This is a genomic window from Streptomyces sp. NPDC057002 (genome assembly GCF_042673825.1).
Taxonomy (GTDB): Bacteria; Actinomycetota; Actinomycetes; order Streptomycetales; family Streptomycetaceae; genus Streptomyces.
Window position 1 is genome coordinate 96,695 of record NZ_JBHURZ010000004.1, and the last position, 15,095, is coordinate 111,789.

The window sequence follows — 15,095 nt, forward strand, 5'->3', positions numbered from 1 at the left end:
TTCGAGCCCTCGTCAGTAGCGTCCCGGCATGACTCCTAGGACTGTGATCATCACTGGTGGCGGCACCGGAATCGGCCGTGCGACGGCCCGCCGCTTCGCCGGGCAGGGAGACCGTGTCCTGGTCGTGGGCCGCACCGCCGCCGCCCTCGACGAGACGGCCGAGGGCCATGACGGCATCCGCACCCTGGTGGCGGACATCACCGAGCCGGGCGCCGGCGAAACGGTGGTGGAGGCCGCGCTGCGGGCGTTCGGGCGGGTGGACGTGCTGGTCAACAACGCCGGGACCGGCACGTTCGCACCCCTCGCCAAACTCGACCGGGCGGCGACCGAGCATCAGGTCGCCGTCAACCTGATCGCCCCGGCCTTCGTGGCGCAGGCCGCCCTGGAGGCCCTGGAGGCGTCCGGCGGCACCATCGTCAACGTCAGCTCGGCCGGCTCGCTGGGCATCCAGGGGTTCCCCGACAACTCGGTCTACTGGGCGACGAAGGCGGCGCTGAACCACTTCACCCGCACCTGGGCCGTCGAGCTGGCGCCACGCGGTATCCGGGTGCTGTCGGTCGCCCCGGGCGTGACCGACACCGGCATCGGTGAGCGCGTCGGCATGTCCGCCGAGGAGTACCAGGGGTTCCTGGGACAGCTCGCCGAGCGGATCCCGCTCGGACGGGTCGCCACGCCCGACGACGTTGCCTGGTGGATCACCGCGCTGGCCGACCCCGGGGGCCGCTACCTGACGGGCGCGGTCGTCCCGGTCGACGGCGGTCTCTCCCTCACCTGACCGCTCGTGCCGGCAAGGGCATACCTTCGGGCCGCACCGTTCGCCGGTGCGGCCCGAAGGTATGTGACGGTCGGTACGGCCGCTAGACGCCGTCGTGCTCGACCCTGCGGTGACGCACCAGCCAACCGTCGCCGTGCGGCACCAGTTCGTCCTCGCACACCGCGCTCAGGTGCAGCCTGGCCGGTCCTCCGGCCGGGGTGACGAGGACCTGTGCGTAGCAGCGGGCGCTCAGGGAGCCGTCGGGCCCGGGCACGACGGTGAGCATGGAGAACACATGCCGCCGCTGCTCCGGGGTGTCCGCCGTCCGCTCCAGGTTGCGGCGTACGGCGGCGGCCACGGCGTCCCGGCCGCGCAGGGGCTCGGGGGCGATGTTCTGCGCGAAGACGCCGTCCTCGGTGAACGTCCCCGCCCACTCCTCGGCCCGCCGCTCGTCGAGGAGCCGCATCTGCCGGGCGTAGAACTGCTGCACGGCGACATACGTCTCGGCGGGTACCGGCCCGGTGCCGCGCAGCCGCTCGGCGTGGGCGGCCGCGCACCGCAGCGTCGTGAGGCTGTTGCGGCCGAGGGCCTCGCGGATCATGGTGCGGGCGGCGGCCACGTCCGCCGTCGGGCCGAGGACGCTCGTGACGGCGCCCGGCTCGATCCGCACGGTGTGCCGGGAGGTGACGGTGCAGCCCTTGTCGTCCTCCTCGAAGATCCACTCGCCGGTGTGGGCGGCCATCAGCGCGGGTGTCCGGATCTGCTTGTAGACGATCCGCTCGGCCGGGAAACAGACGCGCACCGAACGCGTGGTGTGGGTCGCGCCGTCGGCGGTGAGCGTGTCCATCTCCAGGATCTGCTCGTTCGGGGTGTCCTCGGTGAGGACGACCCGGGCGACGTGCGGCAGCCGCTCCGTCCAGCGGTCGGCCGCGCGGATGAACTCGTACGCGTCCTTCGCCGAGCCCTCGACGCGCACACTGTCGTCGAACGTGAAGGTGAGCTCCGGGTCGGCGTCCTCCACGCCCCGGCGCAGGGCCTCCAGTTCGGACGCGGTGTTGGTGTCGATGGCCCGGCGGATCCACTCGACGTGCTCGGGATCGTCGTCGGCGGCGGTGAACGCGTGGGTGAACCGCACCCGGGTCCCCTGGTCGCCGAGCGGTTCCAGCAGCCACTCGCCGCTCATGCTCCGCACCGGCGTCCGCGACTCCTCCTGCCGGAACGTCACCCGCAGTCCAGGGCGGTCCAGTTCGCGGCGCGAGGTCCAGCTCTTGACCTCATCGTTGGCCGTCGCCCAGATCCTCAGCCGCTCCTGCCGGCCGTCGCCCTCCAGGCGCTCGACGTGCACGCACGGCGGGAAGTGCACGGGCCAGCGGGAGGCCTCGGCAACCAGGTCGAACACGGCCCCGGCCGGGGCCCGCACCTCGATCTCGTGGACGGTGGTGTGCTCGGTCTCGTCCGGCATGGCTCTCCTCAGTAGTTTCCCAGCCCGCCGCAGACGTTGATCGCCTGCGCGGTGACGGATGAGGCCGCGTCGGTCAGCAGATAGCCGACCATGCCCGCCACCTCGTCGGGCGTGGTGTAGCGGCCGAGCGGGATCTTGGCCTGGAACCGGTCGAGCACCTCCTCCTCGGTGGTCTCCCAGGCGGCGGCGTAGCCCTGCCGGACCCGCTCCGCCATGGGCGTCTCCACATAGCCGGGGCACACCGCGTTGACCGTGATCCCGGACTTGGCCAGTTCCAGTCCGAGGGCCTTGGTGAAGCCGACGACCCCGTGTTTGGAGGCGGAGTAGGGGGCGCCCAGCACCACGCCCTGCTTGCCGCCGGTGGAGGCGATGTTGACGACCCGGCCCCAGCCGCCCTCCCGCATACGGCCGGTGGTCAGGGCGGCGCGGGTGACGCGGAAGACGCTGTCCAGGTTGGTGGCCATCACGTCGTCCCACAGCTCGTCGGCGATGGTGTGCGTCTGGCCGCCGCCGCTGCGGCCGGCGTTGTTGACGAGCACCTCGACGGGCCCGTAGCGCTCCACCGCGGCGGACATCAGCGCCTCGATCTGCGCCACCTCCCGTACGTCGCACACGGCGCCGTCCACGTCGTGGCCCTCGGCGCGCAGCTCCTTGACCGTGAGCGCGACCCGGTCGGCGTCCCGGGCGCAGAGGAACACGCGGTGGCCGACGGCGGCCAGGGACCGGGTGACGGCGAGGCCGATCCCGCTGGTGGCGCCGGTGACGACGGCGACCCTGCTGGTTGGTGAGGACATCGTCCGATCAGCCCTTTCGCGTGCAGAACTCGGTGATGGACTCGACGACGTAGTCGAGCATTTCTTTGGTGAGCCCCGGATAGACGCCGATCCAGAAGGTGTCCTCCGTGACGATGTCGCAGTTGACCAGCTCGTCCACGATCCGGTAGCGCACGTCCTGGTAGGCGGGATGGCGGGTGATGTTCCCGCCGAACAGCCGGCGGGTGCCGATCCTGCGGGCCTCCAGGAAGTCGACCAGGTCCCTGCGGGTGAAACCCGCGTCGGGCAGCACGGTCAGGGCGAAGCCGAACCAGCTCGGGTCGCTGCCGGGGGTGGCCCGCGGCAGCAGCAGTCCGGGCACATCGGCCAGGCCGTCGCGCAGCCGCCGCCAGTTGTGCCGCCGGGCCGCGCCGAAGTCGTCGACCTTCTTCAACTGGCTGAGGGCCAGGGCTCCTTGGAGGTCGGTGGCCTTCAGGTTGTAGCCGACGTGGGAGAAGATGTACTTGTGGTCGTAGCCGGCCGGGAGGGTGCCGAGCTGGTAGTCGAACCGCTTCAGGCAGGTGTTGTCCGTGCCCGGTTCGCACCAGCAGTCGCGGCCCCAGTCGCGCATCGACTCGACGAGCCGCGCCAGTTCCAGACTCGCCGTGAGCACGCAGCCGCCCTCGCCGGCGGTGATGTGGTGGGCAGGGTAGAAGCTCACCGTCGACAGGTCGCCGAAGGTGCCGGTGAGCCTGCCCCCGTAGGTGGAGCCGACGGCGTCGCAGTTGTCCTCGATGAAGAACAGGTCGTGCTTACGGGCCAGTTCCGCGACCTCGGCGACGGGGAACGGGTTGCCCAGGGCGTGCGCGATCATGATGAGCCTGGTGCGCGGGGAGATCGCCGCCTCGATCTGGGCCAGGGAGGCGTTGTAGGTGCCCAGTTCCACGTCCACGAAGACCGGTGTCAGGCCGTTCTGGACGAGCGGGTTGATCGTGGTCGGGAAGCCGGCGCCCACCGTGATGGCCTCGTCGCCGGGGCGCAGCCGCAGGTCCTTCAGCTTCGGCGAGGTGAGCGCGCTGACCGCCAGCAGATTGGCCGACGATCCCGAGTTCACCATGTGGGCCTTGCGCAGCCGGAAGTAGCGGGCGAACTCGCTCTCGAACTTCCGGGTGCGCACCCCGGCGGCGATCCGCATCTCCAGGGCCGCCTCGACCAGGGCGCCCCGGTCCTCCTCGTCGAGGACCGCGCCCGAGGACAGGATCGGCGTGACCCCGGGTTCGAACCCGCGCGGTTCCTGTTCCTTGTGGTATTTGCGCGCCAGTTCCAGCACCAGCGCCTTGGTGTCCGTCACGTCTGGATCCCTCACCCTCGGTCGTGGACTGAGCCGTTCGTGCCGTGCTCGGCGACCAGCCGTTCCAGCACCGGAACGACCTCGTTGGGGCTGGGCACCGCGAGCAGTTCCTCCTGGAGCCGGCGGGCGCCCTTCGCGAACGACGGCTCGCCGACCAGCCGCTGGACCTGCTTGCGCAGGACGTCCGGAAGCAGGTCGCCGCTCGGCACGCACAGGCCGGCGCCGATGTCCTCGAGTCCGCGCCCCATGACCTCGGTGTCCCAGCCGAAGGCCAGGATCAGCTGGGGCACGGCGTGCAGTTCGGCCGTCGCCTTGGTGCCGACACCGCCGTGGTGCACGATCGCGTCGCAGGTGGGCAGCAGGTCGTTGAGCGGGACGAAGTCGACCAGGCGTACGTTGTCCGGCAGGTCCTCGGCGGCCTCGCGGGTCGCCTCGTCGACGGTCGCGACGATCTCCGCGTCCAGCTCCGCGAGATGGGCCAGCAGTTCGGCCATGTCGACGCCGACGTCGGAGGCCGAGGAGCCGAGCGTCACACAGACGCGGCTGCGCCCGGGGTCGGCCCGCAGCCAGTCCGGCACCACCGCGGGGCCGTTGTACGGCACGTGGCGCACCCGCACGGTCGGCAGCTTCAGGTCGAGCTGGGTGCTGGGCGGTGTGGTGTTGACCGTCCACTGACCCGTGACCATGTCCTCGTCGAACCCGGCGTCGCATCCCAGCCGTCGCAGTGTGCGCTCCAGCCACTCCGCGGTGGGGTCCTCGCGGTGCTCCGGCTCCTGCTCGGCGGCCAGCCGCAGGAACTCCTTGCGGGCCCGCACGCTGATGTCGGGGCCCGAGACCAGCCGGCAGTGCGCCGCGCCCGTCACCCGGGCCGCGATGGCCCCGGCGAGGGTGAAGGTCTCCCAGACCACGAGGTCGGGCTGCCAGGAGCGGGCGAAGTCCACGAGGGCGTCGACCATGGTGTCGTTGTTGAGCGCGCCGTAGAGCGTGGGCACCATGATGTTCTCCAGTGCCAGCAACTGCTCGTAGTCCCAGGGGTGTTCGCCCCGGGCGGCGTAGTCGAAGCCCTGTACGTGGGCCGAGGCCTCGTCGTGGAGCTTGCCGAGCAGCCCGAGGTCCTCCAGGGCGCCGAGCGACCACTCCACGGGGACGGCGGTCAGTCCCGTACCCGTGATGACGTCGGTCAGCTCGGGCTGGCTGGCGATCCGCACCTCGTGGCCCGCGGTGCGCAGCGCCCACGCGAGCGGTACGAGCGGGTAGTAGTGGGTGTGGTGGGCCAGTGAGGTGAACAGAACCCTCATCGCGTCTCCTCCTCGCCGAGTCGGGCCGGCAGCCTGACCAGGCGCCGGGTCAGGGGCGCCCGGCGCACGCGCACCGGCTCGCCGTCCGGCCGCGGCAGCGGGCCCCGCGCGGCCAGCGCCACCAGCGCGTGCCCGGCGAGCGCCCGCGCGGCCGGGAGCAGGGTGGCGCAGGCGGCCACGGGAAGGGGCGTCGGGGAGCCGCTGGTCCCGGCGGACCCGCCGGTTTCGTTGGCGCCGGCGGTCCCGGCCGGTACGGCGGTGGTGGTCGTGACGGCGGTGACGGTGTCGCCCGCCTCGATGCGGGTGCCGGCCACCTCCGTCGGGGCAAGGGCAACCAAGGGGCACGCCCGCCACGGCGGCCTGTGGTGCAGGACCTCCTCCACCAGCCGGGCCGCGTGTGCGGGGTCCGAGCGCAGCAGCTCCCACTCCCTCGGCCGGTCGAGGTGCCTGCGCAGCGCGTCGCCGAGCAGGTCCGCCGCGGCCCGGGCCCCGGCCACCGCGAGCACCAGGTCCGCTTCCGCGTGGGCGCGCCCGGCGAAGAGTTCCCGCAGTCCGCGTACGCCCGCCGCAAGGCGTTGCGTCGTGTCCAGCGTCTGCGGGCAGAGCAGCGCGTCCACGGCCGGGGCAGCCGCGGCGAGATCGGCGGCGAACGCCGCGCGCCGCTCCTCAGGGACGTCCAGGAGCACGGCGAACCCGGCCGCGGTCAGCGGCTCGGCGAAGTCCGCCACCAGGTCGACCGGGCCCGGGCCGAGCCGGGCCGCGGCCTGTCCGGCCAGCTCCCGCAGCGATCCGGCCCGCTTCCCCACGGCCCTCGTCCCGCCCCGCCGCGCCAGGTCCCGGGCGAGTTCCGGCGTGCGCTGCCGCTCCGGTCCGGGCAGCCACGCCTCCGCCTGCGGCACCGCGGCGGACACCGCCGGTTCGGCGCCGGCGGACAGCTCCCGCAGCGCCTCGGGGCCGGTGACGACCCAGGTGTCGAGCCGGCTGCGCCACACCGGCCCCCGCTCCGCGATCGCCGCGAGGGTTCCGCCCGCGTCGTCCGTCCCGTCCGTGCCGTCCGTGCCGTCTTCGCCGATCTCGAATCCCCGTACCAGCCGGGCGTACGGGTCACCCGCCCCCGGTACGAACGGCTCCGCGTTGATCGCGTAGAGCCACTGTGCCGCGTGGACGAGTTGCAGTTCGCGCCCCAGGGCATTCGTCGCCGCCGTCACCCCGCCACCTCCGTCATCCGATTACCTCGGCAAGGTACGGGGCCGTATTAGAAGAACACTCGAACTGCCGTTTTCGGTATCCACCGTTCCTCAAGCCGTGCTTGATCTCCCGGTCGTACGGTGGGGAACCCACTGGACTCCCGCAAGGTGATGAGGATCCCTATGCCAGAGCACCGTCAGCAACGGGCGCTCCGAATGGGCGTGATCGGCACGGCGAACATCGCGATTCGCCGGATCATGCCCGTGCTCGCCGCGCATGACCACGTCGACCTCGTCGCGGTGGCCAGCCGGGACAAGGGCAGGGCCGAGCGTGTGGGGGCCGCTTTCGGCTGCGGTGGCGTGGGGGATTACGCGGCACTCGTCGAGCGGGACGACCTTGACGCCGTCTATATTCCGCTGCCGCCCGGCATGCATCACGAGTGGGCGCTGCGGGCTTTGCGTTCGGGAAAGCATGTACTGGTCGAGAAGCCGATGTCGGACACGTACGAGAAAACCCTCGAGCTGATGTCGACCGCTTCGGAACTCGGACTCGTGCTCGCCGAGAACTTCATGTTCCTGCACCATTCCCAGCACGCGGCGGTACGCGCGATGCTCGACGAGTCCGTGGGGGAACTGCGGCTGTTCTCGGGCTCGTTCGCGGTGCCGCCGCTGGCGCCGGACTCGTTCCGGTACCAGCCGGCCCTGGGCGGAGGCGCGCTGCTCGACGTCGGGGTCTACCCCCTGCGGGCGGCCCAGCTGTACCTCACCGGGGAACTCGATGTCCTCGGGGCGTGTCTGCGCGTCGACGAGGCCACCGGGGCCGATGTGGCGGGCAGTGTGCTGCTGAGCGACGACCGGGGGGTGACGGCCCAGCTGGACTTCGGCTTCGAGCACTCCTACCGGTCGACCTACGCGCTGTGGGGCAACCGGGGCCGGGTGAGCGTCCGGCGCGCCTTCACGCCCCCCGAGCAGCTCAAGCCGGTGGTCAGGATCGAGCAGCAGGACGTGGTGACGGAACGGTCGCTGCCCGAGGACAACCAGGTCTTCAACGCGATGGACGCCTTCGTCCGAGCGGCCCTCACGAAGACCGGCCCCTTGGCCGACACCTCGGCGATCCAACGCCAGGCCCTGCTCCTCGACCGAGTCCGCCGAGCGGCCAAACTCATCGGCGACCCCAAGGCGAACCCGGCCACGGGCTTGAGCTGACGCCCTTCTCTCAGGGGCGCGGGGAACTGCGCGAACAACCCCCACCGCCCCGCACCCGCCAACGACACCGCGCCCCGCCAATTCCTCCGGCGGGGCGCGAAGCCATTCCGTCAGCGGTCAAGAACCCGGCGCAGAACCCCCTCAAGCGTCTGCCCCGCATCAACCGCCGCCTCATCCGTACGCCAAGCCACAATCCCGTCCGGCCGCACCAGACTCGCCCCCGCCTTCCCGATGCCATAACGCTCGGACACCACGTTCTCGGAGTCCGTCAGGCCGGCCCCGACCCGGTACGCCCGCACCGGCACCCCCAGTTCCACCGAGACCGCCTCCGCCGCCGCGACCCAGTCCGACCCCAGCTCGCCGGCCAGCAGGGTCCACCCATCGCCGAACAGGTCGACCGTCGAGAGCCGCTCCCCGTGCCGCGACACCAGCACATGCGGCCCACGGAAGCCGGGACGCCCGCTCGGCGTCATCGGGTTCTCCACCCGCGCCGGGTCGTCGTCCGTGGCCAGCACCGCCGAGGACCGGTAGCGGAACCCGAGCAGCGTCTCCGGGTACCCCACCGACTTGTCCCACACATCCGCCATGTGCGGCGCCATCCGCTGTGCGTAGATCGCCAGCGCCTCGGCCACGACCAGCTCCGCGGCGACCTTGCGCTCGTCCTCGTACGTTCCGAGGAGTCCCGTCCCGGCCTGCCCCTGCAGCACCGCCGCCAGCTTCCAGGCCAGGTCGAACCCGTCGGCGACGGCCGCGTTGCCGCTCATGCCCCCGGTCGGCGGGGTGACCTTCGCAGCGTCACCGACCAGGAAGACCCGCCCCTCGCGCCAGCGTTCGGCGATCCGGGCCGCCATCTCCCAGCCCTGGATGTCGACGAGCTCGGGCTTCACCTCGGGGGCGTCCAGGGCGAGGCCGATGAGTTCGACGCAGCGCTCCGGTGTGAAGTCCTCGGGGCGCTCGCCCTTGTCGGGGTCGTACTCGACGAAGAGGGTGTGCCGGTCGGGCCGGTCCGTGGGCCCGAACGTGCCCTTGAACTCCGGGTGGTGGAGGTAGTACCAGCCGGTCGTGCCCGGCTCCATGATCCCGGAGAGGTCCGCGTCGAAGATGACCCCGACCATGTGGGTCAGCGTGCCGTGCCCGTACCGCCCGATGCCCAGGGACTCCCGCACCAGGCTGCGGTTGCCGTCGGCGCCCACGAGGTACCCGGCGCGCAGGTCGTACTCGCCGTCCGGCCCCGCCAGCCGGGCCGTCACCCCATCCTCGTCCTGGCGGAACGAAAGCAGCCGGGTGTCGAAGCGGATGGATCCGCCGTGCTTCTTCGCCTGCGCGAGCAGGATCGGCTCCAGCTTGTCCTGGGACAGCATCGCCCAGCCGGCCGGCGTGCACGGCTCGGTGGCCGCCACCATGTCGTCGAAGCTCTCCGAGACGGTCCGCAGGATCTCGCCCCGCACGCTCTGGGCGAGCCGGATGACGAAGTCGCCCTGGGTGCCGCGGATGTCGTCGGCCCGGACCACCTCGTCCGCGACGCCTCCGATGCGCAGCAGCTCCATGGTCCGCGGGTTCTGCCCGGCGGCCCGCGGATAGGGCGAGAGGCCCGCCCGGCGCTCCACCACGAGCACGCGGACGCCCTGCCGGGCGAGGAACATCGCCGTCGACAGGCCGCCGAGGCCCGCACCCACCACCAGAACATCGACCTCGTGGTCGTTCATGTTGCTCCTCTCTCGTCGTTCGCGTCGTTCACGTCGTTCTCTCGGGTCCTCGGGGGTCGGCCGGTTCACGCCCGGACGCCGACGAACAGGCCGCGGCCCGACGGCGCCTCGGGCAGGTACTCGACCGCGAAGCCGGCCTCACGGAAGGCCTGTTCGTACTCGGCGCGGCTGAACAGGGAGATGATGTGGGTGTCGACGAAGTGCTGGGCGCCGGCGCCGGGTTCGGCGACCACGAAGTGCACGTCCATGTGCGAGGTGCGGCCCCGGCGGGCGGAGTGCGAGACCCGGGAGACGGTGACGCCGTCGACGGTCACGATGTCGGCGGAGACATGGCCGTCGGAGAACGTCTCGTAGAACCACCACGGGTCGATCACGGCCACCCCGCCCGGCTCCAGATGCCGGGCGAACATCTTCAGGGCCTGGCCGAGTTCGGCGACCGACGTCATATAGCCGACGGAACCGAACATGCAGGTCACGACATCGAAGGTGGTGCCGAGGCGGAAGTCGCGCATGTCGGCCGCGTGCACGGTCACCCCGGGCAGCGCGGCCCGTGCCTCCTCGGCCATCGGCTCCGACAGCTCCACTCCCTCGACATGGGCGAAGAGGTCGGCGAAGTGCCGCAGATGGCCTCCGGTGCCGCACGCGACGTCGAGCAGCCGCCCGGCGCCCGGCCTGCTCCGCCGGACCGCGGCGGCGACCGCCTCGGTCTCGGCCCGGTAGTCCTTGCCCCGCTCCCGGTGCACCAGGTCGTAGACCCGGGCGAGGTCCGCCCCGTACATCGTCTCTCCCGCGCGCTGCTCGTCCGCCACGGTCAGACCGCCGAGCGGGCGTGGGCGAGGATGACCTCGGCGAGCGGCCCGTGGACCGAGGAGGGCAGGGCGTGCCCCATGCCCGGGATCTCCTCGAGGCGGGCGGTGGGGATGAGCCCGGCGAGGTGCTTGCCGTGCGGAGCGGGGGCGATCGGGTCGTGCTCGGCCTGGATGACCAGGGTCGGCACGGTGACGTCGCGCAGCTCGGCGGCCCGGGCCGGCGGCGGCAGGGTCAGCGAGTAGTGCGCGTACGGCTCGGCGAGGGCGCCGCCCGCGTGGTCGATCGCCCGTTCCTCCCACCGCGCGTACTCGGCGTCGTCGAACGGCACGCCCGTGCCGGAGAGGATGCGCCACTTGCTCACGCGCTTGGCCACCTCGGCGGCCCGTCCCTCGGCCGGCTGGTTCATCAGGGCGAGCGCGTCCAGGAACGGCTGCTGGGGCCCGGGCAGGCCGTCCAGCGTGGGTTCGCCGCGCATCACGCGCTCGATGTTGGCGTCGAAGTCGATGTCGAGCCCGCCGCCGAGCATCATGGTCAGGCTGCTCAGCCGGTCGTGGTGGTCGAGCGCGATGACCTGGGTGATGGTCGCCCCCATCGACAGGCCGACCACATGGGCCCGGTCGACGCCCCAGCCGTCGAGGACGGCGACCGCGTCGGCGGCCAGTTCGCCGAAGCCGTAGGGGTGCTCGGCGAAGTCGCGGGTGGTGGAGCGGCCGGTGTCGCGGTGGTCGTAGCGGATGACGTGGAGGCCGCCGTCGGCGAGCCGCCGGGCGAACTCGTCGGGCCAGCCGAGGGCGGAGAGGTTGCCGCCCATGACGAGCAGCAGCGCCGGGTCGGCCGGGTCACCGAAGTCGTCGCTCCACAGCTCGACGTCCCCGCTCGGCACGATGCGTTCGGACATGTGTCTACTCCTGTGCTGGGAGGGCCGGGGCCGCTTCCTCGGACACGGCCGTGAACTCGAGGATCGAGAAGTCGAACGGGAGGGTCGTGGAGCCGCTCGTGCGCTCCGAGGCCAGGGCGAGACCGGCCGATGCGGCCAGGGCCACGACCTCGTCCCGGGTGCGCACCCGTCCCCCCATGAACGTCAGCATCCGCAGGTCGAGCAGCGTGCTGAAGAACCGGTCGGCGCCATCGCCCTCGACATCGGCACGGTCGAGGACCAGGAGCTTCCCGCCCGGTTCCAGCGCCCTGACGCATCCGCGCAGGATCGTCAGCGCGTCCTCGTCGGACCAGTTGAGCAGGACGAACGACAGCAGGACGACGTCGGCGGTGACGGGCAGCGGCTTGAAGAAGTCGCCCTCCGCCACCGTGACCCGGTCGGCCAGGCCGGCGTCCGCCATCCTGCGCCGGGCGCGCTCGGCGGGACCCGCGAGTTCGACCAGGGTGCCCCTCAGGTGCGGGGCCCGCAGGGCGATCGCCGCGAGCATGCCGCCGTTGCCGCCGCCCACGTCGAGGACGTGCCGGACCGCCTGCCAGTCGTACGCCTCGGCCGGGGCCTCGTAGGCCAGGTCCTCGTCGCAGGACATGAGCGCGTCGAATGAGTCGGCCAGCGCCACGTCCGCCGAGAGGTCCTCCCAGAAGGGCCGCCCGTACCGCCCGGCGTAGGCGGGGCGGCCGGTGCGGACCACGTCGAGGAGCCCGGTGAAGGCCAGGTCGGCGTGGGAGACGGCCCCGTTGAGGTCCATCCAGGCCCGCTGCTGGGCCGGGTGGCCGTCGGCGAGGAGCATCCCGAGCCGGGTGGGGCGCAGCGGCTGGTCCGGTTTCTCTCCGCCCTCCAGGACGCCGACGACGGTCAGGTGCCTGACCAGGCGGGAGAGCGCCTGGGGGTGGGTGCCCGTACGGTCGGCGAGGCCGGCGAGGGTGTCTGCTCCGGCCAGGAGGTGATCGACCAGGCGGAGCGTCGCGGCGACCCTCAGGGCCATCGGGGTCACCAGGTTGCCGAGGTTCTTCAGGAGTACGTCGAGGTCCTGGTCGGTCGGTTCCAGGGGTTCCCCGGGTGCGGAAGAGCTCACCGTGTTCCTTCCCTTGGGCGTCGGTGTGCCGGAACGAAGGCGCTGCTCAGGGGTCCTTTCAAAGGACCCCTCAGGGGCGCCAGCCCTCCTCGGTGGGCCAGGGCTCGCCGAGCTGGCGGTAGGTGCCGAGATAGTCGGGCCAGTCGCGGTGGTCGCGGATCTTTCCGTCGACGATCCGGATGAGGTGAATCTGTTCGCCGGAGAACTTGCGCCCGGTGGCGGGCATTCCTACGAGTTCGCCCACCTGACGTCCGTACAGGGCGAGTTTCGCCCGCACCCAGCTGCCATTCTCCTCGTAACCGATCTCCTCCAGATGGGCGTCCTCGGAGAAAGTGAGCTTCAACCACTTCACCGCGAGTGCGAACGCCTCGGGACCGCGCAGTTCCGGCATGTGTTCCAGGGCGCCGGGATTGAGGTACTCCTCGTGGATGAACTCGGCGACGTCGTCCGTCTTTCCGGTGTTGTAGCTGTTCACCATACGGCGAACAATGTCGATGCGATCGCTCACGGTCGGCACTCCTTGTCGGTCGTCGATGAGTTCATCCTGACTTCCGCGCCTCTTCGCAACAATCCTTTTCCGCACCGGCTCGACCCGTTGACAAGCCGGTTTCGAGCGGCCGCCGAGCGCCTTCCGACCCACATTTCAGAGGGACGGGCCAGGGTGGTCGGGTCGGCTTTCGTCACCCGGAGGACCCATGGACAAGACGAAGTACAAATCGACGGTCACCGAGGCGTTCAACAATGCCGCGGCGACTTATGACCAGTTGGGCGTCGAGTTCTTCACACCGATGGGCCGGCGACTGGTGGAAAGGGCCGATCCGCAGCCGGGGCAGCGTGTTCTCGATGTGGGATGCGGGCGGGGCGCTTCCCTGTTCGTGGCGGCGGAGAAGGTGGGCCCGTCCGGCCATGTGCTCGGTATCGACATCGCGCCGGCCATGGTCGAGGAGGCCCGCCGGCAGGCCGGCACGCTCGGCGCCCGGCAGGTGGAGGTCCGGGTCATGGACGGCGAGCACCCGGACTTTCCGCCCGCCTCCTTCGACGTGGTGACCGGCAGCTACAGCCTGATCTTCCTGCCCGACGCGCCGGCCGCGCTCCCCCGGTACGCGGCCCTGCTGCGGCCGGGTGGCCGGATCGCCTTCACCAGCCCGGTCTTCACGGAGGACACCTTCCCCTTCCTGCCGCCCGTGTTCACGGAACTGATCCCCGAGCGCCTGCTGCGCAATCTGCCGGCCGACTGGCGGCCGGACGCGCTGAAGCGACGGTTCAACAGCTGGCTTCAGGACACCGGAGACCTGACCGAGGCGATGGTCCGCGCCGGATTCGAGGACGTGGAGATCGCCGACGAGCACATCGATCTGCGCGCGCCGGACGGCGAAACGTGGGTCGACTGGTCCCACACACAGGGAATGCGGTTGCTGTGGCAGCACCTCCCGGAGTACGAGAACCGGCAGCTGCGCCACCGTCTGACCACCGAGCTGGACCGGCTGCGGGGCGAGGGCCCGCTGCATCTGCCCACCCCGGTCCGGTTCGTCAGCGCGTCGATCGCGAACTGAGCGCCCGCCGCGGAGCACGTGGAGCCCGGTCCCCCCTCGGACAGGGCTCCACGTGGCGTCAGTAGACGCGCACCGCGCCGGAGGACGACATCCGCACGATGTCCCCGGTGGGCCTGCGGAGGTTGCCCTGCGCGTCGATCGACTCCGCGTTGAGGATGGAACGGTGCAGTTCCTGGGCCATCGGACCGGGTTCGAGGCCGAGATGGTTGACCAGGTTGACCCGCAGGCGCTGGAAGAGCTCCAGCGCCTGCGCCCGTCGGCCGTTGAGGTAGAGGGCCCGCATGTACTGGGCGTGCAGGCCCTCGTGGTACGGGTTGTCGGCCGTCAGGGCCGCGAGCTCGGTGAGCACCTCGCGGTACATGCCGAGCCGCAGCTGGGTGTCGACGAGATACTCCAGGACGACCAGCCGGGACTCCTCGAACTGCTGGCGCCGCCCTTCGAGGATCCGGCCGGCGACGACGTCCACGAGCGCGGGTCCGCGCCACAGCTGCAGCGCGCTGGAGAGGGTGGACAGCGCGGTGCTGTCGTCCCCCGACGACAGCGCCCGGCGTCCGTCGGACACGAGCTGGTGGAACCGGTGGACGTCCAGATCCCCCTGGGTGGTGCGGAAGAGGTAGCCACCGGACCGGGTCACGAGGATCTCGGAGGCGACCTGACGGGCGGTCATTCCCGTCGCGGACGCCAGCAACTTGCGCAGGTTGAGGATGTAGGTCTGCAGCGTGGTCAGGCAGCTGACCGGAGGCTCCTCGTCCCAGAGTTCGCGTATCAGTGACGACACGGGTACCACCTGGTCGGCGTGCACCAGCAATGTGGCCAGAACGCTTCTCATCTTCGGTGCGCTCGGAGTGTGCAGATCGCCCTCGACCTGCACGGAAAGTGGGCCTAAAACTCCTAGCTTCACGACGTTCCCCCATAGATCGCAGAAAAGCTACTGGTCTATCGACCGTCAACGCCTCCGGCGGTTCACAAGTTCCCCACAGGGAGAACGGAATTTCGCCAGAAAGGAA

Annotated in this window: 14 protein-coding genes; 3 read left to right on the forward strand and 11 right to left on the reverse strand. The window is 71.2% G+C overall.

From position 1 onward, the window contains the following. Nucleotides 1-43 precede the first annotated feature (43 nt). Nucleotides 44-775, forward strand: a complete 732-nt coding sequence (locus ACFT32_RS20340) for an SDR family NAD(P)-dependent oxidoreductase (protein ID WP_382492690.1) — start codon at nt 44-46, stop codon at nt 773-775. Between the two features lie 82 nt (nt 776-857). Here the strand turns inward: ACFT32_RS20340 and ACFT32_RS20345 are convergent, their stop codons facing one another. Genes ACFT32_RS20345 through ACFT32_RS20365 form a run of 5 tightly spaced genes read right to left on the reverse strand, consistent with a single transcriptional unit; the run spans nt 858 to nt 6,825 of the window. Continuing rightward, complete coding sequence (locus ACFT32_RS20345; RefSeq protein ID WP_382490984.1) at nt 858-2,216, reverse strand: nuclear transport factor 2 family protein; 1,359 nt, start codon at nt 2,214-2,216, stop codon at nt 858-860. Nucleotides 2,217-2,224: 8 nt separating this feature from the next. Continuing rightward, on the reverse strand, nt 2,225-3,010 hold the full coding sequence (locus ACFT32_RS20350; protein WP_382490987.1) for an SDR family NAD(P)-dependent oxidoreductase: 786 nt from the start codon (nt 3,008-3,010) through the stop codon (nt 2,225-2,227). Nucleotides 3,011-3,017: 7 nt separating this feature from the next. Continuing rightward, nucleotides 3,018-4,319: a lipopolysaccharide biosynthesis protein RfbH gene (gene rfbH, locus ACFT32_RS20355; protein WP_382490989.1), complete on the reverse strand. Its 1,302-nt coding sequence runs from the start codon at nt 4,317-4,319 to the stop codon at nt 3,018-3,020. 11 nt (nt 4,320-4,330) lie between these two features. After that, on the reverse strand, nt 4,331-5,617 hold the full coding sequence (locus ACFT32_RS20360; protein ID WP_382490992.1) for an activator-dependent family glycosyltransferase: 1,287 nt from the start codon (nt 5,615-5,617) through the stop codon (nt 4,331-4,333). Further along, on the reverse strand, nt 5,614-6,825 hold the full coding sequence (locus ACFT32_RS20365) for a hypothetical protein (RefSeq protein ID WP_382490994.1): 1,212 nt from the start codon (nt 6,823-6,825) through the stop codon (nt 5,614-5,616). The genes ACFT32_RS20360 and ACFT32_RS20365 overlap by 4 nt, the downstream gene beginning before the upstream one ends. A 162-nt stretch (nt 6,826-6,987) precedes the next feature. Here ACFT32_RS20365 and ACFT32_RS20370 point away from each other — a divergent pair, with 162 nt between their 5' ends. Next, nucleotides 6,988-8,010, forward strand: a complete 1,023-nt coding sequence (locus ACFT32_RS20370) for a Gfo/Idh/MocA family protein (RefSeq protein ID WP_382490997.1) — start codon at nt 6,988-6,990, stop codon at nt 8,008-8,010. 110 nt (nt 8,011-8,120) lie between these two features. Here ACFT32_RS20370 and rdmE read toward each other — a convergent pair whose 3' ends face one another. The 5 genes from rdmE to ACFT32_RS20395 all read right to left on the reverse strand — a co-directional run bounded on the left by rdmE (nt 8,121) and on the right by ACFT32_RS20395 (nt 13,043). Further along, complete coding sequence (gene rdmE, locus ACFT32_RS20375) at nt 8,121-9,716, reverse strand: aklavinone 12-hydroxylase RdmE (protein WP_382491000.1); 1,596 nt, start codon at nt 9,714-9,716, stop codon at nt 8,121-8,123. A 65-nt stretch (nt 9,717-9,781) separates the two neighbouring features. Beyond that, nucleotides 9,782-10,531 carry a class I SAM-dependent methyltransferase gene (locus ACFT32_RS20380; protein WP_382492693.1) on the reverse strand — a complete coding sequence of 250 codons (750 nt, stop codon included), beginning with the start codon at nt 10,529-10,531 and terminating at the stop codon, nt 9,782-9,784. Beyond that, nucleotides 10,528-11,424 (reverse strand): alpha/beta fold hydrolase, encoded by an 897-nt coding sequence (locus ACFT32_RS20385; protein WP_382491002.1) that lies wholly within the window; start codon nt 11,422-11,424, stop codon nt 10,528-10,530. The genes ACFT32_RS20380 and ACFT32_RS20385 overlap by 4 nt, the downstream gene beginning before the upstream one ends. Before the next feature lie 4 nt (nt 11,425-11,428). Next, nucleotides 11,429-12,535 carry a methyltransferase gene (locus tag ACFT32_RS20390; protein WP_382491005.1) on the reverse strand — a complete coding sequence of 369 codons (1,107 nt, stop codon included), beginning with the start codon at nt 12,533-12,535 and terminating at the stop codon, nt 11,429-11,431. A gap of 70 nt (nt 12,536-12,605) precedes the next feature. Further along, nucleotides 12,606-13,043, reverse strand: coding sequence for an ester cyclase (locus tag ACFT32_RS20395; RefSeq protein ID WP_261681994.1), 438 nt, complete (start codon nt 13,041-13,043; stop codon nt 12,606-12,608). Nucleotides 13,044-13,230: 187 nt separating this feature from the next. Here ACFT32_RS20395 and ACFT32_RS20400 point away from each other — a divergent pair, with 187 nt between their 5' ends. Further along, nucleotides 13,231-14,088: a class I SAM-dependent methyltransferase gene (locus ACFT32_RS20400; RefSeq protein ID WP_382491009.1), complete on the forward strand. Its 858-nt coding sequence runs from the start codon at nt 13,231-13,233 to the stop codon at nt 14,086-14,088. 58 nt (nt 14,089-14,146) lie between these two features. On the opposite strand, the gene ACFT32_RS20405 is transcribed toward ACFT32_RS20400, so the two are convergent. Further along, on the reverse strand, nt 14,147-14,917 hold the full coding sequence (locus tag ACFT32_RS20405; RefSeq protein WP_184594679.1) for an AfsR/SARP family transcriptional regulator: 771 nt from the start codon (nt 14,915-14,917) through the stop codon (nt 14,147-14,149). Between the last annotated feature and the right edge of the window lie 178 nt (nt 14,918-15,095).

Coding starts and splice junctions, on each gene's coding strand:
- ACFT32_RS20345 (WP_382490984.1), bottom strand. CDS start 2,216: ATGCCGGACGAGACCGAGCACACCACCGTCCACGAGATCGAGGTGCGG.
- ACFT32_RS20405 (WP_184594679.1), bottom strand. CDS start 14,917: ATGAGAAGCGTTCTGGCCACATTGCTGGTGCACGCCGACCAGGTGGTA.
- rdmE (WP_382491000.1), bottom strand. CDS start 9,716: ATGAACGACCACGAGGTCGATGTTCTGGTGGTGGGTGCGGGCCTCGGC.
- ACFT32_RS20360 (WP_382490992.1), bottom strand. CDS start 5,617: ATGAGGGTTCTGTTCACCTCACTGGCCCACCACACCCACTACTACCCG.
- ACFT32_RS20370 (WP_382490997.1), top strand. CDS start 6,988: ATGCCAGAGCACCGTCAGCAACGGGCGCTCCGAATGGGCGTGATCGGC.
- ACFT32_RS20350 (WP_382490987.1), bottom strand. CDS start 3,010: ATGTCCTCACCAACCAGCAGGGTCGCCGTCGTCACCGGCGCCACCAGC.
- ACFT32_RS20400 (WP_382491009.1), top strand. CDS start 13,231: ATGGACAAGACGAAGTACAAATCGACGGTCACCGAGGCGTTCAACAAT.
- ACFT32_RS20385 (WP_382491002.1), bottom strand. CDS start 11,424: ATGTCCGAACGCATCGTGCCGAGCGGGGACGTCGAGCTGTGGAGCGAC.